This window comes from Paenibacillus faecis, from assembly GCF_008084145.1.
Lineage (GTDB): Bacteria > Bacillota > Bacilli > Paenibacillales > Paenibacillaceae > Fontibacillus > Fontibacillus faecis.
Genome location: NZ_VSDO01000002.1, coordinates 758,863 through 783,935, shown reverse-complemented (window position 1 = coordinate 783,935; position 25,073 = coordinate 758,863). Strand labels below are relative to the sequence as shown.

General features: G+C 53.3%; 25 protein-coding genes, 1 riboswitch and 1 other annotated feature (1 of these 27 running past the window's edge). Of the genes, 2 read left to right on the top strand and 23 right to left on the bottom strand.

All coding sequences use genetic code 11. The annotated features are described in order from the left end of the window. Positions 1 to 35: a binding site (T-box leader), on the top strand; it begins 203 nt to the left of the window's first position. Between the two features lie 213 nt (positions 36 to 248). Further along, the gene (gene serA, locus FRY98_RS11450; protein WP_148451875.1) at positions 249 to 1,838 is read left to right on the top strand and encodes a phosphoglycerate dehydrogenase; all 1,590 of its coding nucleotides are present in this window, start codon (positions 249 to 251) and stop codon (positions 1,836 to 1,838) included. 91 nt (positions 1,839 to 1,929) lie between these two features. On the opposite strand, the gene FRY98_RS11445 is transcribed toward serA, so the two are convergent. The 22 genes from FRY98_RS11445 to ribD form a co-directional block, all read right to left on the bottom strand. Then, entirely contained in the window at positions 1,930 to 3,390 is a 1,461-nt protein-coding gene (locus FRY98_RS11445; protein ID WP_148451874.1) for an ATP-binding protein, read from the bottom strand. After that, positions 3,391 to 4,107 carry a response regulator transcription factor gene (locus FRY98_RS11440; protein ID WP_148451873.1) on the bottom strand — a complete coding sequence of 239 codons (717 nt, stop codon included), beginning with the start codon at positions 4,105 to 4,107 and terminating at the stop codon, positions 3,391 to 3,393. It abuts the gene before it with no gap. A gap of 66 nt (positions 4,108 to 4,173) precedes the next feature. Next, on the bottom strand, positions 4,174 to 5,436 hold the full coding sequence (gene ccsA, locus FRY98_RS11435; RefSeq protein ID WP_148451872.1) for a cytochrome c biogenesis protein CcsA: 1,263 nt from the start codon (positions 5,434 to 5,436) through the stop codon (positions 4,174 to 4,176). Further along, complete coding sequence (gene resB / locus FRY98_RS11430; protein ID WP_148451871.1) at positions 5,433 to 7,103, bottom strand: cytochrome c biogenesis protein ResB; 1,671 nt, start codon at positions 7,101 to 7,103, stop codon at positions 5,433 to 5,435. Before resB ends, ccsA begins: the two co-directional genes overlap by 4 nt. A gap of 23 nt (positions 7,104 to 7,126) precedes the next feature. Then, positions 7,127 to 7,654, bottom strand: a complete 528-nt coding sequence (locus tag FRY98_RS11425) for a peroxiredoxin family protein (RefSeq protein ID WP_148451870.1) — start codon at positions 7,652 to 7,654, stop codon at positions 7,127 to 7,129. 208 nt (positions 7,655 to 7,862) lie between these two features. After that, positions 7,863 to 8,867 (bottom strand): LacI family DNA-binding transcriptional regulator, encoded by a 1,005-nt coding sequence (locus tag FRY98_RS11420; RefSeq protein ID WP_148451869.1) that lies wholly within the window; start codon positions 8,865 to 8,867, stop codon positions 7,863 to 7,865. 128 nt (positions 8,868 to 8,995) lie between these two features. Then, positions 8,996 to 10,375 carry an ABC transporter substrate-binding protein gene (locus FRY98_RS11415; protein WP_148451868.1) on the bottom strand — a complete coding sequence of 460 codons (1,380 nt, stop codon included), beginning with the start codon at positions 10,373 to 10,375 and terminating at the stop codon, positions 8,996 to 8,998. 55 nt (positions 10,376 to 10,430) lie between these two features. After that, positions 10,431 to 11,321 (bottom strand): carbohydrate ABC transporter permease, encoded by an 891-nt coding sequence (locus tag FRY98_RS11410; RefSeq protein ID WP_148451867.1) that lies wholly within the window; start codon positions 11,319 to 11,321, stop codon positions 10,431 to 10,433. Continuing rightward, a complete protein-coding gene (locus FRY98_RS11405) occupies positions 11,318 to 12,175 on the bottom strand; it encodes a carbohydrate ABC transporter permease (RefSeq protein WP_211373282.1) in 858 nt (285 codons plus the stop codon). Before FRY98_RS11405 ends, FRY98_RS11410 begins: the two co-directional genes overlap by 4 nt. A 361-nt stretch (positions 12,176 to 12,536) precedes the next feature. Then, entirely contained in the window at positions 12,537 to 13,301 is a 765-nt protein-coding gene (locus FRY98_RS11400; protein ID WP_148451865.1) for a pseudouridine synthase, read from the bottom strand. A gap of 94 nt (positions 13,302 to 13,395) precedes the next feature. Next, positions 13,396 to 14,382: a DUF2167 domain-containing protein gene (locus tag FRY98_RS11395; RefSeq protein WP_148451864.1), complete on the bottom strand. Its 987-nt coding sequence runs from the start codon at positions 14,380 to 14,382 to the stop codon at positions 13,396 to 13,398. A gap of 163 nt (positions 14,383 to 14,545) precedes the next feature. Beyond that, positions 14,546 to 15,079 carry a spore maturation protein gene (locus FRY98_RS11390; protein ID WP_148451863.1) on the bottom strand — a complete coding sequence of 178 codons (534 nt, stop codon included), beginning with the start codon at positions 15,077 to 15,079 and terminating at the stop codon, positions 14,546 to 14,548. 8 nt (positions 15,080 to 15,087) lie between these two features. Further along, positions 15,088 to 15,720: a nucleoside recognition domain-containing protein gene (locus FRY98_RS11385; protein ID WP_148451862.1), complete on the bottom strand. Its 633-nt coding sequence runs from the start codon at positions 15,718 to 15,720 to the stop codon at positions 15,088 to 15,090. A 31-nt stretch (positions 15,721 to 15,751) separates the two neighbouring features. Beyond that, positions 15,752 to 16,921: a D-alanyl-D-alanine carboxypeptidase family protein gene (locus FRY98_RS11380; RefSeq protein ID WP_148451861.1), complete on the bottom strand. Its 1,170-nt coding sequence runs from the start codon at positions 16,919 to 16,921 to the stop codon at positions 15,752 to 15,754. Between the two features lie 151 nt (positions 16,922 to 17,072). Next, positions 17,073 to 17,573 carry a GerW family sporulation protein gene (gene ytfJ, locus FRY98_RS11375; protein WP_148451860.1) on the bottom strand — a complete coding sequence of 167 codons (501 nt, stop codon included), beginning with the start codon at positions 17,571 to 17,573 and terminating at the stop codon, positions 17,073 to 17,075. Positions 17,574 to 17,656: 83 nt separating this feature from the next. After that, positions 17,657 to 18,355: a DUF2953 domain-containing protein gene (locus FRY98_RS11370; RefSeq protein WP_148451859.1), complete on the bottom strand. Its 699-nt coding sequence runs from the start codon at positions 18,353 to 18,355 to the stop codon at positions 17,657 to 17,659. A 119-nt stretch (positions 18,356 to 18,474) separates the two neighbouring features. Continuing rightward, a complete protein-coding gene (gene scpB, locus FRY98_RS11365) occupies positions 18,475 to 19,089 on the bottom strand; it encodes an SMC-Scp complex subunit ScpB (RefSeq protein WP_148451858.1) in 615 nt (204 codons plus the stop codon). Next, on the bottom strand, positions 19,058 to 19,855 hold the full coding sequence (locus FRY98_RS11360) for a segregation and condensation protein A (RefSeq protein ID WP_148451857.1): 798 nt from the start codon (positions 19,853 to 19,855) through the stop codon (positions 19,058 to 19,060). The genes scpB and FRY98_RS11360 overlap by 32 nt, the downstream gene beginning before the upstream one ends. A 98-nt stretch (positions 19,856 to 19,953) precedes the next feature. Beyond that, entirely contained in the window at positions 19,954 to 20,421 is a 468-nt protein-coding gene (ribH, locus tag FRY98_RS11355; protein ID WP_148451856.1) for a 6,7-dimethyl-8-ribityllumazine synthase, read from the bottom strand. Between the two features lie 68 nt (positions 20,422 to 20,489). After that, entirely contained in the window at positions 20,490 to 21,728 is a 1,239-nt protein-coding gene (locus FRY98_RS11350) for a bifunctional 3,4-dihydroxy-2-butanone-4-phosphate synthase/GTP cyclohydrolase II (RefSeq protein WP_148451855.1), read from the bottom strand. Positions 21,729 to 21,744: 16 nt separating this feature from the next. Continuing rightward, positions 21,745 to 22,422 carry a riboflavin synthase gene (locus tag FRY98_RS11345; RefSeq protein WP_148451854.1) on the bottom strand — a complete coding sequence of 226 codons (678 nt, stop codon included), beginning with the start codon at positions 22,420 to 22,422 and terminating at the stop codon, positions 21,745 to 21,747. Between the two features lie 12 nt (positions 22,423 to 22,434). Continuing rightward, positions 22,435 to 23,574: a bifunctional diaminohydroxyphosphoribosylaminopyrimidine deaminase/5-amino-6-(5-phosphoribosylamino)uracil reductase RibD gene (gene ribD / locus FRY98_RS11340; protein WP_148451853.1), complete on the bottom strand. Its 1,140-nt coding sequence runs from the start codon at positions 23,572 to 23,574 to the stop codon at positions 22,435 to 22,437. 235 nt (positions 23,575 to 23,809) lie between these two features. Further along, a riboswitch (FMN riboswitch) is annotated at positions 23,810 to 23,990 on the bottom strand. A gap of 194 nt (positions 23,991 to 24,184) precedes the next feature. Here ribD and tlp point away from each other — a divergent pair. After that, positions 24,185 to 24,409, top strand: coding sequence for a small acid-soluble spore protein Tlp (tlp, locus tag FRY98_RS11335; protein WP_148451852.1), 225 nt, complete (start codon positions 24,185 to 24,187; stop codon positions 24,407 to 24,409). 74 nt (positions 24,410 to 24,483) lie between these two features. Here tlp and FRY98_RS11330 read toward each other — a convergent pair whose 3' ends face one another. Further along, complete coding sequence (locus FRY98_RS11330) at positions 24,484 to 24,918, bottom strand: peptidylprolyl isomerase (RefSeq protein ID WP_148451851.1); 435 nt, start codon at positions 24,916 to 24,918, stop codon at positions 24,484 to 24,486. Positions 24,919 to 25,073: the final 155 nt, after the last annotated feature.

The following is a 25,073-nucleotide window of genomic DNA, read 5'->3' as shown; positions in this document are numbered from 1 at the left end:
TTAGGGTGGTACCACGAACAACTCTCGTCCCTTACTACGGCAGTAGTATGCGGTTCGGGAGTTTTTTTATCATCTGTTTTCGGGTAGGCTTGAAATGGCGGATTTGGCCGACCTCCGCTCTTTGACGCACTATAACGGTAGTGGAGAAAAGTGTTCATGTTTGCGAGTGCTTTCGAAGGGGATCCGTCAGGCATGATCTCTCTTCGAACAGCAATCCTATATAAACAAATACTTAGGAGGAAGAAATCATGTTTAAAGTGTTAGTATCGGATCCGATCAGTGACATGGGAATCCAACAGCTGATGGACGCCAGCGACGTCGTCGTAGACAAAAAGACGGGACTCAACGAAGATGAGCTGGTTCAAATCATTCCCGAGTACGACGCTCTGCTCGTTCGCAGCCAGACGAAAGTGACCGAGAAGATTATGGAAGCCGGCAAGAACCTGAAGGTCATCGGACGAGCCGGTGTGGGCGTCGACAACATTAACTTGGAGGCCGCCACGAAGCGCGGGATTGTCGTTATCAACGCGCCGGACGGCAACACCATTACGACCTGCGAGCATGCTTTCGCGATGATGATGGCCCTCGCCCGCCATATCCCGCAAGCCTACGCCAAGACGATTCAAGGCACTTGGGACCGTAAATTCCTCGGGGTTGAGCTGCGCAACAAAACATTGGGCGTGCTCGGTATGGGCCGGATCGGCAGCGAGGTCGCCAAACGCGCCAAAGCGTTCGGTATGGATATTCTCGGCTATGATCCGTTCTTGACCGAGGAGCGCGCCGAGAAACTCGGCATCAAGCTCGCGACGGTGGATGATATCGTGCGGAACGCCGACTTCATTACGGTGCATACCCCGCTCACTCCGGAGACGAAACATATGATTTCGCGTCCGCAATTTGAAGTGATGAAGAAAGGCATGCGGATCATCAACTGTGCGCGCGGCGGCGTGGTTGACGAGATGGCGCTTGTCGAGGCGATCGATCAAGGAATCGTGGCCGGTGCCGCTTTTGACGTATTCGAGAAAGAACCGCCCGAAGCGGATCACCCGTTCCTGCATAACCCGAAAATTATCGTGACCCCGCATTTGGGCGCTTCCACGGTCGAAGCCCAGGAAAATGTGGCCATCGACGTTTCGGAGCAGGTGCTGCATATCCTGCGCAACGAACCGTTCAAAAACGCCGTCAATATGCCGCCGGTCGCTCCTAGCGTCATGAATAAACTGCAGCCGTACTTCGAACTCGGCGAGAAACTCGGCGCATTTGCCGCTCAACTGAACAATGAGGCGGTTCAGGAAATTCATGTGGATTACGCCGGCGACCTGGCCGAGGTCGATACTCAGCCGCTGACCCGCTATATTATTAAAGGGGTGCTGTCCCGCCATTTCGGCAGCGACGTCAACACCGTTAACTCGCTGCATTTGGCCAAGGTCCGCGACGTGAACGTCGTCGTATCCCAGGCTTCGGCCACCAAAGGGTTCACGAACCTGATCAGCGTCTCCCTGAAAACCCAGGACGGGGCGGAACGCCGTGTAGCCGGGACGTTGCTGAACGGTTACGGCGCCCGGATCGTACAGATCGACAAGTTCCCGGTGGACATCGCTCCCGAAGGCCATCTGATCTTCATCTCGCATAACGACAAACCCGGCATCATCGGCAGCGTCGGCACGCTGCTCGGCAAGAACGACGTCAATATCGCCGCGATGCAGGTCGGACGCAAAATCGTCGGCGGCGAAGCGATCATGGTCCTCACCGTCGATAAGGAAACGCCTAAGGAAGTCCTCGGCGAATTGACGAAATTGCCGGAGATCAATAAGGCGCAGCAAATCGCTTTCGCGTAAAAATTCAATCCGATATGTTTCACGTTGAACAAGATTAATCTTCCGGGTTCAACAAAAAAACACCCTTTTCTTAAAGGGTGTTTTTACATTTTTATCTTTCCTGCGGTTTCTCGACAGGAAGAAGCAGATGAAATACCGTACCTTTGCCGAGCTCGCTTTCGGCATGTATGGTCCCGCCGTGAGCGTCCACAATATTTTTCACGATGGACAGACCGAGCCCCGTTCCGCCGCTTTCGCCGCGCACCCGAGCTTTATCGGCTTTATAAAACCGCTCGAAGACGAAGGGCAAATCGTCCGCCGGGATGCCTACACCGCTGTCCCTTACGCTGACATGAAGCGCGGGTCCTTCCCGCCGCGTCTCCCTATGTGCGCCGATCACGATTTCGCCGCCATCCGGCGTATGCCGAAACGCGTTATCCAGCAGGTTCGTCAACACTTGCTCTAATCGATCTTCATTCGCATGCGCCAAGAGCAGGCGGCTCTCCCCCAGTTCGAGCCGCAAGGCGATTTCATGGTCCTTCGCCCGTACCAGAAATTTGCGGTATACCCTTTCGGCCAGTTCCCGGAAATCCACATCGCGCATCGGCATGTCGGTATGGCCGGCTTCCATGCGCGCCAGGTCCAGCAGGTCGCGGACCAACCTCCCCATCCGCAGCGACTCGTCATGGATGACCTGCACCAGTTCGGCGCTCTCCTCGGGGGATGTCGCCATCCCGTCCAGCAGCGCCTCGCTGTATCCCTGCATCATCGACAACGGCGTGCGGATTTCGTGGGACACGTTGGCTACGAAATCCCGCCGCATTTTCTCCAGCCGGACCTCCTCGGTGACGTCCCGGAGCACCGCCACGGCCCCGCGGATCTCTCCGTCGGAGGTCAGCGGCGCCATATGCACGGACCACACGCCCTTCTTGACGTGGATGTTCATACTCTGGTCGCCTTCCTGCGCCAATATCCGGTGGAACATCTCCATTAACGGTCTGGGTACTTTGGCAGCGTTCCCCGAATCGGACGGGGACGAAGGGCTTCCCTTTGCCGGATCGCCTTCCTCCTCCGGCAAATCCCCCCACATCTGCAGCATGCGGTCCCCGGGGGGATTGGTCAGGATGACATAGCCGTTTCCGTCCAGTGTGATCACCGCGTCATTCATGCTGCGAAGCACGCTGGAGAGATGCTCCTTCTCGTGGTTCAAGCTGCGGATCGTCCTTTCCAGTTCCTCGGCCATATGATTGAACGTGTTGGAGAGCACGCCGATTTCATCGCTCGTGCGCAGCGACAACCGGGTATCGTACTTTCCTTTCCGGACCGAATCGGCCGCCTGGATCAGCCGCTGCATCGGCTGGGTTATTTTCGTAAACAGAAACAAGGCAAAGAACGTAGTCAGAGAGAATCCGATCATCCCTACGATGACGAACAGCTGTTTGACCGCTCCGGGGTTCGTGAAATTGGTGTCGATATACGGAAGCAGAAACAGGCCCATGGAAAGCAGAATAAACGCAACCAAACAAATGATCGTAATCCATAGTTTACCGACGAGCGTTCTCCAGAAGCGCACTTATTTCGCGACCTCCAATTTATACCCCACGCCCCACACCGTCGTAATCATGGCCGCGGATTCGGGCGAAACCTTGTTCAGCTTTTCACGAAGACGCTTGACATGCGTATCGACCGTGCGAAGGTCGCCGAAAAACTCGTAATTCCAGACATCCTTCAACAGCTCCTCCCGGGAAAACACTTTATCCGGGGATACCGCCAAATAATGCAAAAGTTCATATTCCTTCGGCGTGAGACTGACTTCGTGGCCGCTGGCCGTTACCCGGTGGGCGTCGTGCTCGATAACCAGATGCGGAAACACGATGTTGTTGCTGGTCCCGCTTTCCTTGGTCAAATAGGCGGTTGCCGAAGCGCGGCGCATAATCGCCTTGACCCGGTAAATCACTTCGCGCGGGCTGAACGGCTTTACCACGTAATCGTCGGCGCCGACTTCAAACCCTTGAACGCGGTTGATTTCCTCCCCCTTGGCCGTCAGCATCAGAACCGGCGTGGATTTCACCTGCCGCAGCCGATTGCAGACCTCCACGCCATCGATGCCCGGCAGCATGACGTCGAGAAGAATCAGGCCGTAATCATTGGCCGTCGCTTTTTTCAGCGCCGTTTCGCCGTCTTCGGCTTCATCGATTTCATAACCTTCTTTTTCCAAATACATCTTAAGCAAGCGGCGAATCCGCTCTTCATCGTCGACTACCAGGATGCGATTTTCTTGATCTGACATGGACAACAACCCCTATTCATCATCTTACATTTCAGCTTAACGGCCTAACTTCGAAGTCAGGCCGGTTCAGTCCGTTCCCGCATAGGAATGAAGACCGGCAATAATAAGGTTTACGCCGACCAGCGTAAACATAACGACAAGAAACCCGAGAACGGCAAGCCAAGAAGCCTTCTTGCCCTGAAACCCGCGGGATAACCGAAGGTGCAGGTACGCGCTGTAATACAGCCACGTGATCAAAGCCCAAACCTCCTTGGGGTCCCAGCCCCAAAACCGCCCCCAAGCCTGCTGTGCCCAAATCATGGCAAAGACCAGCGCCCCCAGCGTGAAGATCGGGAAACCGATCGCGATAGCCCGATAGCTGATCTCGTCGAGATCGTCCGGGTCGATTCCTCTCACCGTAGGAGCCAGCAACTGACCGAGCGGCCGGCGCAAAATCAACCTTAACAGAGCATAAATCACTATACCTGATAATATCGACCACAACACCGTGTTAAATTTACGTCCCGCATTCACGCCCTTCATCCAGGACGGAGCTTCAAATAAGGCATGATCCATCCCCAGGAAAGGCTGGACGGATTCCATCGTGCTGTTATGAGGAGCCACGATAGGCGGCAAATTGTACACTTCTTTACCTATTGTACTATCTTCCTCTACTTGGCTGTCAATATTTGTCGTATTTTGAGTGAAAACCGCCTCGTATCCGGCAGCCCGGAACGAGTATACAGAGACAATGAAGCCCACTACTATAATAATAGAAAAAAGCGTAAATTCAACCCATCTTTTTTGCCGGCGGGCACTTTTGTCATGGCTGCCAAAGTCGACGGTGCGCAGCAAATACATCAGTCCCGCGGCGAAACCGACAGCGAAGAACGATTCGCCCGTCGCCGCCAAAGTGACGTGAATGTAGAGCCAAATGGACCTCAGCGACGGGATCAAAGGCTGAACTTCCTGCGGAAACACCGCCGCGTACGCCATCACGAGGATCGCGACCGGCAGCGCGAACATGCCGAGCAATATTTTCCGGTAGATGAGGAATACAACCGTAAAAGCGATCATGATCATCATGGACAAGAAGGTCATGAATTCGTACATGTTGCTTACCGGAATATGGCCGCTGTAGGCCCAGCGGGTTCCGCAATAGATCAAGTGGGCCAGAAGTCCGAGCGACGAGGTCGCGAACGAAATCCGTCCCCATTTGCGTTCATGCTGCTTGGGATCCCGGTTTTTCCACGTTTTTCCGGTGACCGCGATTACGTAAAAGATAAAAGAAAGACAATAAAGATAAAAGGCAGTTACAAACGCCAGCCTGCTGATCTCCAAAAAATTCATGACCGATTCCCTCCGTTTTCCAAGTCCTTCTCATCCACATCCACGTCCATCGTTTTCAGGAACGCGGCTACTTCCCGGCGCAGGCCGAACCAATTCTTCGACGTATGCGCCCCGAGCGTCAGTACACCGTCATCGATGCGCAGCCAGATCCGGCGGTGATGCCAGTAAAATCCCATAACCAGACCGATCATCACAATGCCGAGACCCAACCATACGAACGGCATCGCGCGGTCGACGCGAATGTTCAGATAACTGGAAGACTCGATAAAATCGACATCCTCCATCCCGAGGACATCCAGCGCAAGTTTGTTCTGAAGTCCGCCCAGCTTCTCGTTAATGGCATCCTGTTGAAACCGCTCTTTGTCTATGACTTTAGGAAAATAAATATATTGGACCCCTTCTTGCGGCAAATCGGGGCCTTTCACCAGAAACAAAAAAGCCGGGGCGTTCGGATTGTTCGATATGGAGACCGGCTGCCCTTTTTCATTGAGGGAAAAGTCCATAAACTTGTTCTTCAGTTCAAGCGTGTAAGGCCCGAGTTCGTATTTCAACTGCGGGTCGGTCATGTCCAATTGGAACTTGCCGTACTGTTTCCCCGTTTTTACATCGACCAGAACGGGTTTCACGGACCGAAGCTTCGGCGTAAGATCGAAATCGAACTGGTAGGCTTTAAAGCCCTGGTAATTCAGCGGATCATTCACGCGAATGGCATGCCGTTTGACTTCCGTGAGCACCGGCTCTTTAGAAGGGTCGTCGCAATTCGCCGTACATTTGTAAAGCACCGCTTTAGTCTCAAACAGCTTGGGAACGACTTTACCGGTTTCCCGGAATTCCTTGGACATTTCCTCTTCCGTATAGTATTCCACCGTAAACTTCTCATTTTTAAGATACAAATTCGTATCGGGAATTTTGGTAATCTCGCCTTCGGGGAACCAGTAATGCTTGTCAAGATGCAGTCCCGGAAGACCGCGGAACAGCACGGCCAGCAGGAAGACGATCAGTCCGATATGAATGACGTAAGGCCCCCAGCGGCTGAACCGCTGCTTCTCCGCCAGCAGCGCATCGCCGTCCGTATGCACCCGGTACCCTTTTTTCTTCAACGGCGCGATCGCCCGCTGCGTCCAGGCTGCACCGTTCTCCGAAACCGGTCCCTGGTAAACCACCTTTTGGCGCGTAAGGAACTGCATATGCTTTTTGATCTTCTGCTTTGAAAGCGCTTTGTAAAGCGGCAACACCCGGTCCAGACTGCAAATGACCAGGGAAGCCCCGATCATGACGAGCAGCGTGACGAACCACCAGGACTCATACGTATGGGACAGGCCCAGCTTGTAATAAAGGTCCCCGATCGTCCCGTATTTTTCTTTATAAAACGTTGAGGGATCGAAACTGACGAAATTGCTCTCCTGTTCGAAAATCGTTCCGAATATGGCCCCGATCAAGGTAAATATAATCAGATATACCGCAACTTTCACCGAGGAGAAGAAATTCCAAACTTTATCGATCCAATTCGGGTTGGCCCGCTGCGATCGCCGGGCGGCCCCGTCATATCTCATTTCGAGCAGCTCGGTGGAATCGCCGTTATCTTCCAATGGTTTCCCGCACGCCTCGCAGAGAACGGTTCCGACCCGGTTCTGATGACCGCACTCGCACTTCGTGTTTTTTATCATGGCTACTTCGCCCCCTATCGTCGTTAAGGATTAACCAGTTGCTTGATTTGGTCGTCCAGCGTCTCCAAATCCAGCTCCCCTTCGCGGATAGAGGCGATCCTGCCCTTCTTGTTCACAAAAAAGGTCGTCGGCATCGGCACTACGCCGTAATTGCGGACCGCGTCGTTCTCGAAATCGTGCAGGATCGGAAAATCGATGCCCAATTGTTCAGTAAAATTCCGTACGGTCATCTCATCCTCCCCGGTGTTGATTCCGAGCACAACAACCCCTTGATCGCGCCATTTCTCCCACTGCGCTTGCAGGGCAGGCATTTCGTTGACACAATAGGTACACCAAGTCGCCCAAAAGTTGAGGACCACGGCTTGCCCTTTGTACTCCTCCAGCGTATGTACCTTGCCGTCCAGCCCAAGCAGCTTTACGGCAGGAGGCTTGTCTCCCGGTTCCGGCTTGCCGGTGCCCCCGCCGAATACGGCCGAACTGATGGCATATCCCCCGAGAATGACGATGAAAACCAATATAATGATTTGAACAGGCCGTCTAGCCTTCCCCATGAAACAACTCTCCTCTGTGATGATTATCATAATCATTGACGAAAAAGTGAACATCCTATGAACATTATAGCTAAAAGGAGTACCTTTTCCGCCGGGGAAATTTTGAATATTATGTGACCTTCTCATTATATAATAAAATCGCATAGCTGCAATTCAAAAGGCCGCTCCATCGGCGGCCTCCCAGCTTGACACGATTTAACGAGAACGCTCACCGTTCTCTATGGCTTATTCCGACCGTCGACTCCCGGACGATGAGTTCCGGGTCAATCCTCTGCACCGCGCTTCTTTTGTTTTTCCCCTCGATGCGTTTCAGCAGCATCTCGGCGGCCGCCAGGCCGATTTTGTCGGCAGGCTGGCGAACGGTCGTCATCTGGGGGTGCAGCTGCGACGCGATGTATTGGTCGTCATATCCCACCACCGCGACCTGGTCGGGAACCCGGACTCCCGCTTCCATCAGCGCGTTCACGACGCCCAAGGCGATATTGTCATCGCCCGCAAAAACAGCACTCGGCAGCTTCCCTTGTTCCAACCATCGCTTGCCGGTCTCATATCCGAAGGCGATTTCAAAATCCCCGTTAACGATTTCAAAAGGGGCGATTCCCCTTTCCTCAAGAGCCTGAAGAAAGCCCGCACGCCTTTCCCGGGTGCTTCGGAACGTTTCGTTGCCGCACAAGTGGGCGATGGAAGTGTGACCGAGTTCCAGCAGATGTGCTGCTGCGGCGTACCCCCCCTTCAGATTGTTGATCGTTACGGAAAAAGCGTCGTTCTCCGGCTTCTGGTTATCGATCAGGACGTAAGGGATCCCCCGCCGCTTCATTTCAACTATATAGCTGTCCTCTTCCATCGGTGAGAGAAGGATCAGACCGTCAACCCGGTCTTCCTGGATCAGGTAGTGGCTTCCGTCGCTGCCGAGTCCGTCGGACACCGAGATCGCCAGAAAATACCCGTGCATGGCCAACACTTCATTCATTTCTTTTACGATGGCATCGAAAAAAGAATCTTGCAGCGTTGTGACGATCAAGCCGATGATCCCCGTCTTGCCGCGGGCAAGACTTCTCGCGGCGGCATTCGGGCGATAATCCAGCTCCCGGATGGCTTCCAGCACCTTTTGTCGATTCTTTTCCCGGACCGTTTCCGCCCCGTTCAGCACACGCGATACCGTGACTACGGAAAGTCCGGACTTTTTGGCCACGTCAAAAATGCTAACTTTCATTCCCATTTCTCCTTGCGGCATCAGATTCCGACCCAGGGTCTACCCCCAGTATACATTGCCAACAGATCTTCCGCTAACCCCGCTCTCAAAAAAGCCGCCCTTCCGGGCGGCTCGTTTTGCTCCATGAACTACCTGTTCAGGATTTCCGTTACTTTCTTCTGTATGACCGGCATCACTTCCTCCACGGTTTTGTGCCCGGTTTCGATCGGCTGCATCTCATTTATAAACATATCGTTGATTTGGGAGTAATGAACGACGAGATGGTTATACGATTCAAAGCCATACTTTGTCGATCCTTCAATCACCTTTTTGACATCCTCCGGCTCGATCCCTTCAAAATGCTTATAATACGCTTCGGCCGCCTTTGTATTCACGGGCGGGTTGCCGCCGCTGAGCTCGATCGACTTCTCCTGGATTTCGTCGGTCAGCAAATATTTGATCCACTCAAACGCTTCCTTCGGATGCTTCGAATCTTTCAGGATCATCAGCGGATCGACAAACAGGTTGCTGCGAACCTTGTCGTTCCCGCCCCAAGGTACGGCCGCCACGCCGACCTTAAACGGAAAGTCGTTGGAGCCGGCGAGAATCCAGGAGCCCCCAACCGTCATGCCGATTTTGCCGGCCACAAACGGGTCCCCGTTCTGCCCCGCGACGCTCTTGCTCCACTCGGAAGTCGGCGACACCTTCTCTTTGAAGATCAGGTCGAAGAGTTTATTGTAGGCGGCGATCACTTCCGGAGAATCAAAATACGTCTCCGACGGCACCCCGCCGTTCGTCCATGTATCCTTCGAGTAAGGCTCGGCTCCAAAATACAGCGGTTTCATGTCGCGTTCCGACCAAGCGAAATCCACCCCGTATTGGGTCTTGGCGATATCGTCGGATACCACGGTCATTTGTTTGGCATACTCCACCATCTTGTCGAACGTCCAGCTTTTGTCCTCATAATCGCTCGGCGGGTACGGCAAACCGGCCGCATCAAACATGTCCTTGTTGTACATCATCAAAGTTACGTAGATATTGACCGGTATACCGTAGGTTTGCTCGTTCACTTTATAGATTTCCATCAGTTCCTTGGGAATGCTGTACGTTGCGGCGTCAAACCCGTCTTCCTTCATCAGGTCGGTCAAATCAAGCAGCATGCCTTTGTTGTAATATTCCGCGAAACCGCCGTAGCCGTAGTGGCTCGTCACATCGGGCGAATTTCCGCCGGCGATCAGCGTCTGCAGTTTGCTGTCGAACTGCTCGTAAGGCGCTTTCTCCACTTTCACCTTGATATTGGGATGCTGCTTTTCAAATTCAGGGACAAGCTGCTCGATAAACGTACGATCCGGGGAATCGATCGTGTAATGCGTGATGGTCACTTGACCGCCTCCGCCGGAATCCGTTTCACCGCCGCCGGGGGCCGTATCCGCCGCCGACTTTCCGCCGGCGCAGCCAGACAAGGCCATCGCCGCTACCAGGATCAATATCATTCCAACAATACCTTTTCGCCTTCTCCGAATGTTCATGTTCAAATCCTCCTCATTGAATATGATTTTGATGGACTCGCTCCCCCAAGCTATACTACGACTTAATGCCGGTGAGAACGATCCCCTCCACAAACTGCTTCTGGGCTACGGCAAACAAAGTGACGATCGGAACCATCGCCAGAACGGACGCGACCATCAGTAAATGCCAAGGCGGAATCCGAAATCTCGACGATGTTAACGACGACATACCGATCGGAAGCGTAAAATGCTCGGACGAGCTCAAGTAGAGCACCGGGGTCAGCAGATCATTCCAGCTATAGATAAAAGCGAATATCGCCACCGTAGCCAAAGCGGGCCCGGAGAGCGGCAACGCGATCTTGTACCAGATCCGCAGTTCGCTGCACCCGTCCATCCGTCCCGCGTCAAACAAATCATCGGGCAGGGTCAGGAAAAATTGGCGCAGTAAAAAGATGTTATACGCGGACCCGAAAAACGCGGGTACGATCAGCGGCAAAAAAGTATCGATCCACTGCAGCTTGGAAAACAGGATGAACTGCGGCACCATGATCGCCGGATAAGGCAGCATCATCGTGCTGAGCAGCAGCATAAACCAGATGTTGTTGCCCCGACCCCGATATCTCGCAAACCCGTAAGCCACCAGCGCCGAGGAGATCAACGTTCCGAGTACGCTCATCGCGGCGACGATGAGGCTGTTTTTATACAACGTGCCGAATTGCAGCGTATCGAAAATCTCGAGGTAGTTCCCAAAACTCCAGGTTTCCGGTATAAAAGTCGGCGGGAATTTCAACATCTCCCGGCTCGATTTCAGCGACGTGGAAACCATAAAAAACAGGGGAAGCAGCATCGTAAAAGTCGTCGCCAGCAAAAGCAGAAAACTGACGATTTTCACCGTATCCGGTTTGCGCGCACCCGGGGTTTCAAACGATGGGCGCCCGCGTTCCGCGGCCGTTCGAACCGTGCTCATCTTCGGCCACCTCCCTCATAATGAACGAAGCGGTTGGACAGCTTCATAATCAAGGCGGTACAAAGCATAACCGCGATCAATAGTACCCAGGCAAGCGCCGAGGAGTAGCCGGCGCGATATTCTTTGAATGCGCTGGTGTACAGGTTGTAGACGTAAAACCAGGTGGAGTAATTCGGCCCGCCCTGCGTCATTACGTAGGCCTGTGTGAAGACCTGGAACGAATCGATGATGCCCATGATGAGTTGGAACAGCAAAACCGGGGAGATCATGGGCAAGACGACGTGCACAAAAATTTTGAACCTTCCCGCCCCATCGAGTCTGGCCGCCTCCACCAAACTGGACGGCACGCCCTGAAGTCCGGCAAGGAACAGAATCATTCCGGACCCGGCTGTCCAAAACGTCATAATAATCAGCGCGTACAAAGCGGTATCCGGGTCCATCAGCCAGGCCGGACCTCTGATTCCAAACCAGGACAGCATGTAATTGAACAGACCGATTTGCGGATTGAAAATCCAATACCACAATAATGACATCGCAACCCCCGACACCATGCTCGGGAAATACATCGCCGTTCTGAAAAATCCGCGCAGCGGAATTTTCTGGTTCAGCAGCAGCGCAAACCCGAGCGCGAGCAAAAGCTGGACGGGAACGCTGATAAAAGTGAACTTCAGGGTTACCCGAACGGATTGCCAGAAGAGTTCATTTTGGAACATCTCCCGGTAATTCGCCAATCCGATAAACTCGGGGGGATGAATGATGTCATAGTCCGTAAAGCTGAAATAAAGCGACGACAAAATCGGGTAAAGCGCAAAAACAAGGAAGCCGATGATCCAAGGTGAAATAAACAAGTACATGTAAAATGTTTGCCTCCGACTCTCACGACGAGTCACAAAACCACCATCCTCTTTCTAAAATTAAAGCGCTTTAACTTTTTGTCGTCAAATTACATGTGATTTCAATACTCACACGCATTAACCTAAAGTTTAAGTGCTTTAACTTTATTTCTTTTGTACTCTTAGCATAGAAGATCATCCCAAAATAATCAATAGTTTTTTTTGCAAATGTAATCGCTTCCTGTTATTAAAGCTTACACAACCTTATAAAATCAAGGCTTCTTCAGGCCTTTCGATTTTACTTTACGACCTAAAAGGAATGGATTCCTAAACTCATGTAATAAAAAATAACACAGCACCGACGTTGTGCTGTGTTATTTTTTCATTTGTCTTTTTTGGGGGTTGGTCTGTTTCCGGGCTTGCCGGCCGTTCTCGCCAGCTTGATTAAACCTTCGACCTCTTCCTTGGTCAAGTGACGGTATAACCCTCTCTTGAGGTTGCCGAGATACAGATCGCCGAAGGATATCCGCTTCAATTTGGTGACCGGGTGTTGAATCGCCTCAAACATTCTGCGCACCTGCCGGTTCCTTCCCTCGTAAATCGTGATGGAAATGGTCGCGTGTTTCTCTTCCGGATCGATATCGTAATATTCCACCTCGGCGGGGGCCGTCATTCCGTCCTCCAGCATGATCCCGTTCTTCAGCTTGTCCAAAGCCGTGCCATGAGGGACGCCTTTGACCGTAGCCAGATAAGTCTTCGCCACATGATGCTTCGGATGAGTCAGCAGATGGGCAAATTCGCCATCATTGGTTAACAGCAGCAAGCCTTCCGTATCGTAATCCAGGCGGCCTACCGGGTACAGCCGCTCGTTAATCCCCTTCAAATAGTCGGTGACGATTTTTCGGCCCTGTGGATCCGAGGCGCTCGTGATGACGCCTTTCGGTTTGTTGAACACGATGTACATTTTCTTCTGCGCACCGACCGTTTTCCCGTCGACGGTAATCACGTCCGCTGCGGGATCCGCTTTGGTTCCCAGTTCGGTAACGGTCTCCCCGTTGACCTGAACCCGGCCGCTTTGAATCAGTTCCTCGCACTTCCGGCGTGACGCGACACCCGCCCCCGCCAAAATCTTCTGCAATCTCTCCATGTAAATAAGTCACCTCATACACATGATACCCATAGAACCTGAAATTAACAATAGCGGGAGGCAACTTGCGCCTCCCGCATCCTATCCTTTTTCGTTATAAGGTTTGCCCTGGCCCCGGCGGATTGGCCGGACGATCCTGGGATTCTTCCGGCTGCCCGGTTTCGCCGTTCATCCCGTCCTGAGGGCCTTCCGCCACTTCCGTCGGCGGATTCTGGTTATTCTTTTTCTTACCGGTGATCAAGCGCCAAACGACGCCCAAAGCGGCGATAATGACATACCAGAACTTTCTCAACAGCAGAACCAGACCGGCGATCAGCCCGACTTTTTTCGCCACCGCTAAACCCGCTCCGCCAAGAATCAAGGCCGTCAACCCGTATTCGGCCTTCTTGTCCGTCTTGGCGTCGAAATCCTCATAACGCTGACCTTCTTTAAGCGTAAAGGCCGGCAGCAGCTGGTCCTCCAAGATCTTCTTGGATGCCCCCAGTTCGTTCGGATCGGAGACCAAAATGGCGGATACGTTGCCCTGTCGCGTTAAAATTCTAATGTTGTAGTTGATAAAGGTGTTGTTGTTAATGTCATGCCCTCGCAATGCCCAGGTCAAGCTTTTCAGCTTCTCGTCGTAGGCCGGAGGCGTTTCCCATCCGTCCACAAACATGTGATCTTCTTCCGGCCGTTCTTTGTTGCTCTCTTCAGTCCCCTTTTTGTAGCTGTCCAATAAGGCGTCAGCGTCGATTTCGTCCTTCTCGTCATCCGAAATATGACCGCTTTCTTCATATTCGAAGTAGACCGACCACGTTTGATCTTCGGCGATCGGGAATACGGAACCGATCTCCAAGCCGTTCGGGACGCCTCCGCTTTCCCGCTCGAAGGTTTGGGTGTCGGTGCCATTCAGGAACACAAAGTCCTCGCTCAGCTTCAGATCGGCCAGATTGTTCCCGAGCGTTACCGTTTGTCCTTGCCCTACGACCCAGTTCAGTTCCGTCTCGGCTTGTACGCCGGTGGACGAGAACACGGTAGTAAGCAGCAGCGCCGTTATAGCGGCCGCCCCCATTTTTTTCTTCCATGCACTTTTCATCCGCATGTTATGTAATTCCCTCTTTCCGTTATGTATTTGCAAAAAATGCAGACCTATTCATTTAACCATAACAACTAAAAAAAACCGATAACCCTGAGCGTAATCAGGAGTATCGGTCCGTGAATTTAGGACTAATAGGAACTTCATCTAGGAAAAAGGTCACGCAAAATTATCCAAACAATACAAGACATACGGCAATCGCCGCGACAAACCCGACCACGTCGGAAAACAATCCGACCTTCAACGCGTATCTTCCGTTCCGGATCCCGACTGCTCCGAAGTACACCGTCAACACATAAAGCGTCGTATCCGTGCTTCCCTGGATGGTAGAGGCAATGCGTCCGATCATCGAATCGGGTCCGTACGTTTTGATCAAATCGGTCGTAAAAGCCAATGAACCGGTCCCTGTCAACGGCCGAAGAATTCCGAGGGGCAGTACTTCCGAAGGGACGCGAAGCGCCTCCAGAAAAGGCGTCATCCACCCGACGAAAAACTCCAGCGCACCCGAAGCCCGAAAGACACTGATGGCTACCATCATACCTACCAAATGCGGAATAATCCCGATCGCCGTTGAAAAGCCGTCCTTGGCCCCATCCACAAAAGATTCGTAGACGGGAACTTTCTTTATGTAGGCGTATAAAGGAATGAATGCGATCATAACCGGCACGGCCCAGGCGGACAACAGATTGACCCAGTTCAGCAAATGTCATCTCACCTCTTCATCGATAGATTGGGCGTGGAGGGCGTAACGGTCGGCGGCTTTTTCCAGCTGTATCTTTTTCTGCACCAACGGTCCGCGGCGATGGCGGCAAATGTGGCGATGGCTGTGGCTAACAGAGTAGATCCGACGATCTCCGCGGGATTTGCCGAATGGTAATTCATGCGTATGGCGATCAAGGTCGTCGGAATCAGCGTAATGCTCGCCGTATTCAGCGCCAGCAAGGTACACATGGCGGGAGATGCCGTTTCTTTGTCGGGGTTCAGCTCCTGCAGCTGCTGCATCGCCCGAATGCCCATCGGGGTGGCGGCATTGCCAAGCCCCAGCAGATTGGCGCTCATATTCGATAAAATATATCCCATGGCGGGATGGTTCTTCGGAACATCGGGAAACAAATAGGAAACGACCGGCCCCAAAAGACGCGAGATGACTTTGACCAGGCCGGATTCCTCGGCAAGCTTCATCACCCCCATCCAAAAAACCAGAACACTGATGAGTCCGAAACAAACGGTTACTCCGGTAGCGGCTCCTTCAAAAGCAGCCTGGGTAACCACGTTAATGTCGCCTTTCACGGCGGCGAATAAAAAACCGATGAGTATTAAGGCTAGCCATATTTTATTGACCACCAAGATTTCCCCCTTCCGCAAAAACGCTCCATTAATCCCCCGCCAGGAACAGCCTCCTCAGCACCGTTTCCAGCGAGCCGGGCCGCTTGCCGCCCGATTGATCGAAAGAAGAAGCCGCACCCTGCCCGAAGCTGCTTGCCGCGGGCGGGGCGCCGTCGTCGGAGCGACTTTGGTAGACCGGTACCTTGCCGATTTCCCGCCCTTGAAGCGAAACTACAATCTCTCCGCGATAACCGAAGGACAAGGCACCCCCTTCCCTGATCTTCAGACGGAGCTCGACCTCCCGCTTCTCGCTATCCGTGAGCGGGTATCGAAACCCGCTGCCGGCGGTTAAGCCGGTTTTCACCGCTTGCCCTTCTTCGATCAGCGTTTGCAGGGGAAAATGGGCGAAGCCGAAATCCAGCAATTTTCGATGGTCGTTCCAGTCATCCCCGTCGTTGATCGTGACCGCGACCAACTGCTGGCCGCCACGGGTGGCGGAACTGACCAGACAGCGCCTTGCCGTCTTGGTATACCCTGTTTTCACGCCGTCTGCCCCTTCATAAAAGCGGAGCATTTTATTTTTGTTATCCCAGCGGTAATCCCAGGGATCGTTAGGGTTCGGCGCTTTGCGGCTCGGCGTTTTCACGATTTCTTTAAATAAAGGGTTATGCAGGGCGTACGCCGTAAGCTTGGCCAAATCGTTCGCCGAAGAATAATGCCCTTTGGCATCAAGCCCGTGTGGATTCTTAAATTGCGTATGCTCCAGCCCAAGCAGCTTGGCCTTCTGGTTCATCAAGTAAACGAACCCTTCCTCGGAACCGCCGACATGCTCGGCGATCGCCGTCGCCGCGTCGTTGCCGGACCTGAGCATCAAGCCGTAGAGCATGTTCTCCAGGCTCATTTCCTCGCCGAGGCGAAGATAGATCGACGAGCCCTCTTTGCCGTACGCGTTCCGGCTCACTTTGACAAGGTCGCCGGGTTTACCGTGCTCGATCGCGACGATGGCCGTCATGATCTTGGTCAGACTGGCGATGGGGAGCTCTTGGTCTCCCGACGAACTGTATAGGATCCGCCCGGATGACACATCGATCAGCGAGGCTGCCTGAGCGTGCGTTGTCGGGGCCGCCGGCTCACCCTGCGCGCGTCCCGATAACGATAGCGCACATATAAGGCTTAAGCTAAACATGCCAAGAGCCTGAATTCTGGATGTACGTTTCATCTTTATTCCTCCGACTTTCGCTTATGCGAACTGGTATATTATATGCTGCGGTTCATGGGAGTATGTCCAAGCCCTGATCGGCAAACACAACGGCACTTTCGCTACTGTTCAAAAAAAGACCCCTCCCGGGGTCCCGGAAAGGGAGCAGCGATTACGCAAAAGGATGGATAGCGGGAGTTGGGGGTGTTCCAACCGTCGCGTTCGCCATGTTTGCCGTTGACATTGCGCCTGTTGTCTGTGTCTGTGCTCCGCCGTTGTTCGGCAGCATCGATTGGATTCGGTCGATCACCGAAGGAACGGCGTCGATGATTTTCTCCATCAGATGGGTCTGATTGTCCAACGGAACGATATTTACCCCCTGCTTGCCCACGACCAGGAAGGCGATGGGATTGATCGATACGCCGCCGCCGCTGCCGCCGCCGAAAGGCCGGCCTTTTCCGCCGTCGGCATGCGTTGCGCTTTTTCCGTCTTGCTCGTCAAGGTTAAAGTCGCTTCCCCCTGCGGCAAAGCCGAAGCCAACGCGGCTGATCGGTAAAATGACGCTTCCGTCCGGCGTCTGGACGGGCTCGCCCACGATCGTGTTCACATCGACCATATCTTTAATATTTTCCATAGCGGTCTGCATAAGGCCTTGGATTGGATGTTCATTCATTGGGTCATTACCTCCTTAATAAACCGAATTTATTAAGCAAGCATTAGGTTGTCCTGTCCCGAAGGGAAATATGCAAGCCGTCCCTATTGCGGTTTTGTTCCGGTAAGGAGCCGACGCCATCTTTTCAAGCCGCCCTTTACTTTCAAAACCCGATAAATCAATATCAGTCCGGCGTAAACAGCATAACCGAAGCTAATTTCAGCCCTGCAGACCAATTCCGTGGAGAATGTCGGGCTTGTCCCGAACAGGGGAACGACAAACAGCTTGGGACGCCGGCGCAGCCTGATATGATAGGACAGCCATCCGACAATCGTGCTTTTTACGGCCCACAAAGCTCCGGTTAGCGTAGCGGTATGCGCCGCGTCCCGCATGGCCACATTGGTGGACCAATCGAACTGGACAAAAGAGATCTTTTGAAGCGTGTTGACCAGCCATCTTTTAAACCCTTCCGTCGCCGTCACCAACTCACGAAGCTGCTGCATCCAATGTTTTACCTTATCCTTGTTGATCGCGTCCTCCCCGGCCGCCGAAGGCCCGGGCGTAAAATTGTCGATCCGGCCGCTCTCGACCCACAAACCTTTCTTCAGATCGGCAAAACCCATGGCCGGAATTTCATAATGAAGCGATAACAAACCGAACAGAAGTGTGACGTCAAGCTGGATAAGTTCGTCCCGGTTTTCTTTTTTAGCTCTCAAGCGAATTGTAATTTTGGAATTCAGGATGACGAATAGGACGACCAGCAGCAACAAAACCAGGATGCTTCCGAGCCAAAAAATCCACACAGGAAAGCCCTCCATGCCATTCTATGGAATATTAAGCTCCGATTAGTATGACTCGGGGTTCCTAAAAAAATTACAGGTTTGCCAAAAATAAAAAAACCGCCCCACCGGGACGGTTCTAATTAATTCGGTTCATCCTTGTCCACATCGTCAAACGTCAACTGCTGTTCCTCCAGTTTCTGGAATAACAGCTGCGTTTCCTCTTCCAACTGCTCGCTGCTTTCGAAATCGGCCAAATCCGGCAAATCTTGAAGGCTCGCAAGTCCGAAATAATCGAGGAACGCCTTCGTCGTCCCGTACAAAATCGGTCTGCCGATCGCATCCGCCCGGCCCACTTCTTCGATCAAATCCTTGTTGACCAGCGTGTGGATCGCCCGTTCCGACTTGACCCCGCGAATTTCCTCCACTTCAATCCGGGTAATCGGCTGACGGTATGCGATGATGGAGAGCGTCTCCAAGGCCGCCTGCGACAAAGTGGAACGCGAGGGGGAGTAGGCCAGTTTCTCGAAATACGGCGCATGCTGAGGCAACGTGGCCAACTGGTAGTTTCCGGCGATCTGAACGATCTGCAGCCCCCGACCCTGATTCTCGAAGGAGCTCTTCATATCCTGCAAGGCTTCGACAATCAAGTCCTGCCGCTGGTCCGTCACTTCCGCCAGCTGCTTCGGACTGATGCCTTCCTCCCCCGCCAGAAAGAGCAACCCCTCAATAATCGATTTCAATTCCTGATAATTCATCGGCCTTTCCTTCCCCTCTCCACTCCATGACGATATCATCGAACAATTTGTTCTGGTAGCATACGATTTGTTTCATTTTCATTAACTCCAATACGGCCAAAAAAGTCACGACAATCTCATGTCTGTGCATCTCCTGATGCAGCAGCTTGGAAAATAACAGTCTTCCGCCTTTTCCCACGGTTTCCAGGGCGGACACGACCTCCCTAATCCGGTCCTTTACCGAAATTTCGTCGCGATGAATCCGCGCCACCGCATTACGCTTGACGGATTTACGGATCGCCTTCTGAAACACCGCGATCAGATCGGCGGCGTGGAGCCCCTTTACCGGGTTCTCCTCGATGTCCGGCAAATAGGGCGTTAAATCTTCGGGCTCTTTGGAAAAGATCAAGCTGCGTTCCCACTCGCGCTCATGAAGATGCTCGGCAATCCCTTTATATTTGCGATACTCGATCAACTGGCGGATCAGCTCGTCCCTCGGATCCTCTTCTTCCTCCAGCAAATAATCGAAATCGTCCTCCAGTTCAATAACGGGCGGTTTGGGCAGGAGCTGTTTGGATTTTATGGACAGCAGCGTGGCCGCCATGACGAGGAACTCGCTGGTTACCTCAAGTTCCAATTCCTGCATATTGTGCAAATACTCGAGGTACTGGTCCGTGATCTCACTGATCGAAATTTGGTGAATATCGATCTCGGCCTTATCGATCAGATGCAGCAGCAAATCCAGCGGCCCCTCAAATGTCTCCAGTTTATATAATACGGTCGTCAATGAACATCCTCCACCCGTCGTACCAATCGCGAAGCAACCCGTGCCTCTAAAAAGAAAAATGCAGTACCCGAAAAATAGGGTACTACATTAAATAAGCACTATTTTAGCTGTTTCGTCAAGTTTGCCATTTCGATCGCGGCCATTGCGGCGTCCCAGCCCTTGTTCCCGGCCTTGGTACCCGCGCGCTCAATCGCCTGCTCGATATTTTCCGTCGTCACGACGCCGAATATGGTCGGTATACCGGTCTTCAGACCGATGGCCGCAACGCCCTTGGCCACCTCGTTGCAGACATAATCATAATGCGACGTGGAACCCCGAATGACGGTGCCGAGAGTGATGACCGCGTCGTAATTCCCGCTTTCCGCCAGCTTCTGGGCGGCCAAAGGAATTTCAAACGCCCCCGGTACCCATGCGACGCTGATTTCTTCTTCCTTGACGCCGTGACGCTTCAGGGCATCGAGCGCTCCGCTAAGCAGCTTGCTTGTAATAAACTCGTTAAACCGGCCTACAACGATGCCGTATTTTAAACCTTCCGATACCAGATTGCCTTCAAAAACATTCATCATGAATTTCATCCTCCCTGTGATTGAAACTTGTTTATGTGCCGATTTCGAAACGGACGTGTTGCCCGATCTTAAACCTCGGCGGATTCGTTCTGCTCCAGATCGTCGAATTTCAGCATATGCCCGAGCTTGGCTTGCTTCGTATGCAGGTAACGGGTATTGTCGGCATTCTCTTTCATTTGCAGCGGTACCCGTTCCACCACTTCCAAACCGTATCCTTCCAGGCCTTTAATCTTTCGCGGATTATTCGTAAGCAGCCGGATTTGGCATACGCCCAAATCCTTGAGAATTTGCGCTCCGATGCCGTAATCCCGCAGGTCGGCCGGGAAGCCCAGCTTCAGGTTGGCGTCGACCGTATCGAATCCCTCTTCCTGCAGCTTGTAGGCTTTCAGCTTGTTGACCAGTCCGATCCCGCGGCCTTCCTGGCGCATATAGAGAAGAACCCCTCGCCCTTCTTGTTCGATCTGGCGTAGCGCGGCTTCGAATTGCGGGCCGCAATCGCAGCGGTGCGAGTGAAAGACGTCGCCGGTGAGACATTCGGAGTGAACCCGAACCAGAACCGGTTCATTCCCGTTGATGTCGCCTTTAACGAGGGCCACATGTTCCTTGGTGTCCACCTCATTCGTATAAGCTACCGCCCGGAATTCACCGTAATCGGTCGGCATCCGTACCTCGACTTCCCGGTTGACCAGCTTTTCCTTCTCGTTGCGGTAATGTATCAGGTCTTTGACGCTGATGAGCTTCAAATCATGCTTCCTGGCGATTTCCACCAGATCGGGGAGTCTCGCCATCGTCCCGTCCTCTTTAATCACCTCGCAAATGACGCCGGCGGGATACGAGCCGCACATCCGGGCCAGATCGACGGCCGCTTCGGTATGACCCGCCCGGCGCAGAACGCCGCCCTTCTTGGCGATCAGCGGGAACATATGGCCCGGCCGCCGGAAGTCCGACGGCTTCGCCTTCGGGTCCATGATCCCGCGAACCGTTAAAGAGCGTTCATAGGCGGAAATTCCGGTCGTCGTATCTTTATGATCGATCGAAACGGTAAACGCCGTCCCGTGGTAGTCGGTATTTTGGGTAACCATCGGCGCCAGTTCCAGTTCCTCGGCACGCTCCGCCGTAATCGGCAGGCACACCAGCCCACGGCCCTGAGTGATCATAAAATTGATCACTTCCGGCGTGGCCATCTCGGCCAGCGCCACAAAATCCCCTTCATTTTCCCGGTCTTCGTCATCCACCACGATGATCACTTTGCCGCGCATCAGTTCGTATATCGCTTCTTCCACGCGGTCCAGTTGAAACTCGCTCATGGGAATCCCTCCAATTTTACATAAATCCGTGCTCCGACAGAAATTGCGGATCGATGCCGCGCGTGGAAGCGGAAGCCGTCTTCCGGACTCCATTTCCCGAAGCTCCGTAATTCAAAAGATGTTCTACATATTTGCCAAGCACATCGCACTCCAGGTTAACCGTATCCCCCGCCCCTTTATAGGCGAGGATCGTCTCTTTTAGGGTATGGGGAATAATCGATATGGAAAACCCGCCGTCATGCGTTTCTACCACGGTCAGACTGATCCCGTCCACCGTAATGGAACCTTGGGGAATGATGTACCGCGAGAGGGAAGCGTCGGCCAGTCGGATCTCGTATACGACGGAATTTTGATCCTGACGCTTACGCACGATTTGACCCGTTCCGTCCACATGACCCTGCACGATATGACCGCCGAACCGGCCGCCGGCCGCCATCGCCCGTTCGAGATTGACTTTGCTGCCGGACTTCAGATCCTTGAGGTTGGTATGCCGGTACGTTTGCGGCATCACATCGACCATAAACGAATGATCGTCAAAAGATACCGCCGTCAGGCATACCCCGTTAACGGCGATGCTGTCGCCCGGTTTTAACCCTTCGGTGACGACCTTGGCCGCAATGTGCAGAACTAGCGCTTCCCCTTGACGGCTAACCGATTTCATCGTCCCGATCTCCTCGATAAGCCCTGTAAACATTGGCTGCCTCCTTTACGCTTCCGTACTTCCTTGGATGTCCGCTTGCTCCTTCTCCGGCCAGACCGGCCTTCCTTGAATACAGACATTGTCTCCGATCGTCTCGACTTCTACACTTGTCAGCGTTACGGCCTCGCTCATTTTTTCATATCCCGAGAAAATAAAGCTTCCCGGCGCTTCGCCCCCGCCGATCAATTTCGGGGCGAAAAACAAGACGATCTCGTCCACCAGCCTCTTTTCCAGCAGGGAGCCGTTCAATCGTCCGCCGCCCTCGACTAGGACGGAGGAGATTTCCCGTTCCCCGAGTCTCTGGAGCGCCAGCTGCAAATCAACATGAGGCCCCGCCCCGCAGGGAATCACCTCAATGCCCCGCTCCGCCAGGACAGCCATCTTTGCGCGGTCCGCCATCTCGGTCGTCAGGACGAGGGTCGGCGCCGCTCCGTCGCTCAGCACCCGGCTGGCGACAGGAACGCGAAGCGTCGAATCCACGATAATGCGCACCGGATCCAATCCGGGAACCGCCAGGCGTGTCGTCAATTGCGGATCATCCGCAAGCACCGTTCCGGAGCCGACCATAATGCCCTGATGGCGGTGTCGCATCGTATGCACGATTTCGCGCGAGGCTTCATTCGAAATCCACTTGCTGTCGCCCGTTTTCGTCGCGATTTTACCGTCCAGCGTACTGGCCGTTTTAATCGTCACGTAAGGAAGACCGGTTGTAATGTATTTGATGAATTTCCGGTTTAACGCCACGGCCCGGTCTCGAAGCACCCCGGTCGTCACTTCAATCCCGTTTTGCCGCAGCAGTCCGATTCCCCGCCCGGCCACCTGCGGGTTGGGATCTTCGGTGGCCACGACAACCCGCGCCACCTTATCCTCGATCAACCGCTCCGCGCAAGGAGGCGTCATGCCGTAATGGCTGCAAGGCTCCAGCGTAACGTATACCGTGCTCCCTTCGGCCAAGGGGCCCGCCATGCGGAGCGCGTGCACTTCCGCGTGCGGCGTTCCCCTTTTCAGGTGGGCGCCCAGGCCGACCACCGCGCCGTCTTTCACCACGACGGCTCCGACGACCGGATTGATCCCGGTCTGCCCCTGGGCGCGTTCGGCCATTTGCAGGGCGAGCTCCATGTAATATTCATCGCCGATCGTTTGCATAACCGCCCCTCCTTGTGCCTTAGACATAAAAAACTCCTGCCGGAGCATTCCGGCAGGAGCTGTTGAGAGTGATCATCCGCGAAATAAAAGCTGCATTAAATTACACCTAACCAAGCCATGATAAAATCATAGCCTGCAGGCATACTTCGCCTCCGTCAAAACGAACATATCGTTCAACATGGAAACACAAATAGACCATGTGAAAACATGAACTTTAACGTACGAATGCTTTTCGCGTCTCCTTCTCCCATCCAGACTATACTGTCGGTCCCGGAATCGCACCGGCTCAGCCATATGCGGGCAGATCCCGCATACGGGTCACGGACTTGTGCCGGCCTCGGTTTCCGCTATTGCTGGAAATCTCAAGACCCGCCATCACCGTCGGTAGGGAATTTCACCCTGCCCCGAAGGAATGCATATAAATTTGATAAAGTCATAAATCCATCTGACTTGAGGAAAGAATAGCATAAAAAAAATAAAAATACAACAACGCCGCAAATCGGATTGGGCTCTGCTAAGCCAAACCCCGTTCCGGAATAAAATCAGCGCTTGAGTGCGACAATAACATTGCCCCGCTTCCCGGGGAAGAAACCTTCAGGAGGGAACTGCCATGGCCAAACCCGACAACCGCGCCGATAATGTGGAAAAGCTGCAGGACAACATCCAAAATACGATCCGCAACTTCCGCGAAGGCCAGGAATACTTGAGCGAGCATGCCGACGAAATCACCGGCGAGGAAAAGCGGCAAATTGAAGAAAAGAACGCCCGCCGTCTGGACAGCATCCGCGGCTTCCGGGAGGAAGTCAAGGACGAAGCGGCCGACCGGCAATCTTAACTTCATTCATCATGAAATAGCGAAAGGGCTCCCTTGGCCGAAGATCGGCCGGGAGCCCTTTCGCATTTCGGGGATTACTCGTCCCAGACGGTAACCTCTTTCATTTTATCCCCTGGGCGGATCTGGTCCACCAGGTCCATTCCGGAAGTGACTTTACCGAATACGGTATGTACTCCGTTCAGGTGAGGCTGCGGCTCATACACGATGAAGAACTGGCTGCCGCCGGTATCTTTCCCGGCATGGGCCATCGACAACACGCCGCGCTCATGCTTCGTCGTATTCGTTGCCGTTTCGCACTTGATCGTGTAGCCTGGACCGCCGGTGCCGTTTCCGACCGGACATCCGCCTTGAGCTACAAAGCCGGGGATCACGCGGTGGAACGTCAAGCCGTTATAGAAGCCGGAATTCGCCAACTTCTCGAAATTCGCCACCGTACCCGGAGCTTCTTCGGGCAGAAACTGGATCTCCACTTCTCCGCCCTTTTCCAAAACGATCTTTCCTTTTTTCATATGGGTCACTTCCTCTTCTTCTTTAGTGAGCATACACGTGGGACAAACCTATTCCAGTGTACTATGAAATCCCTCCGGTAGCAAAATACGGACTAAAAAGCAGGTACCGAAAAAGCCAGTTCATCGAAATGAACTGGCTGCGCACCTCTGTTTTT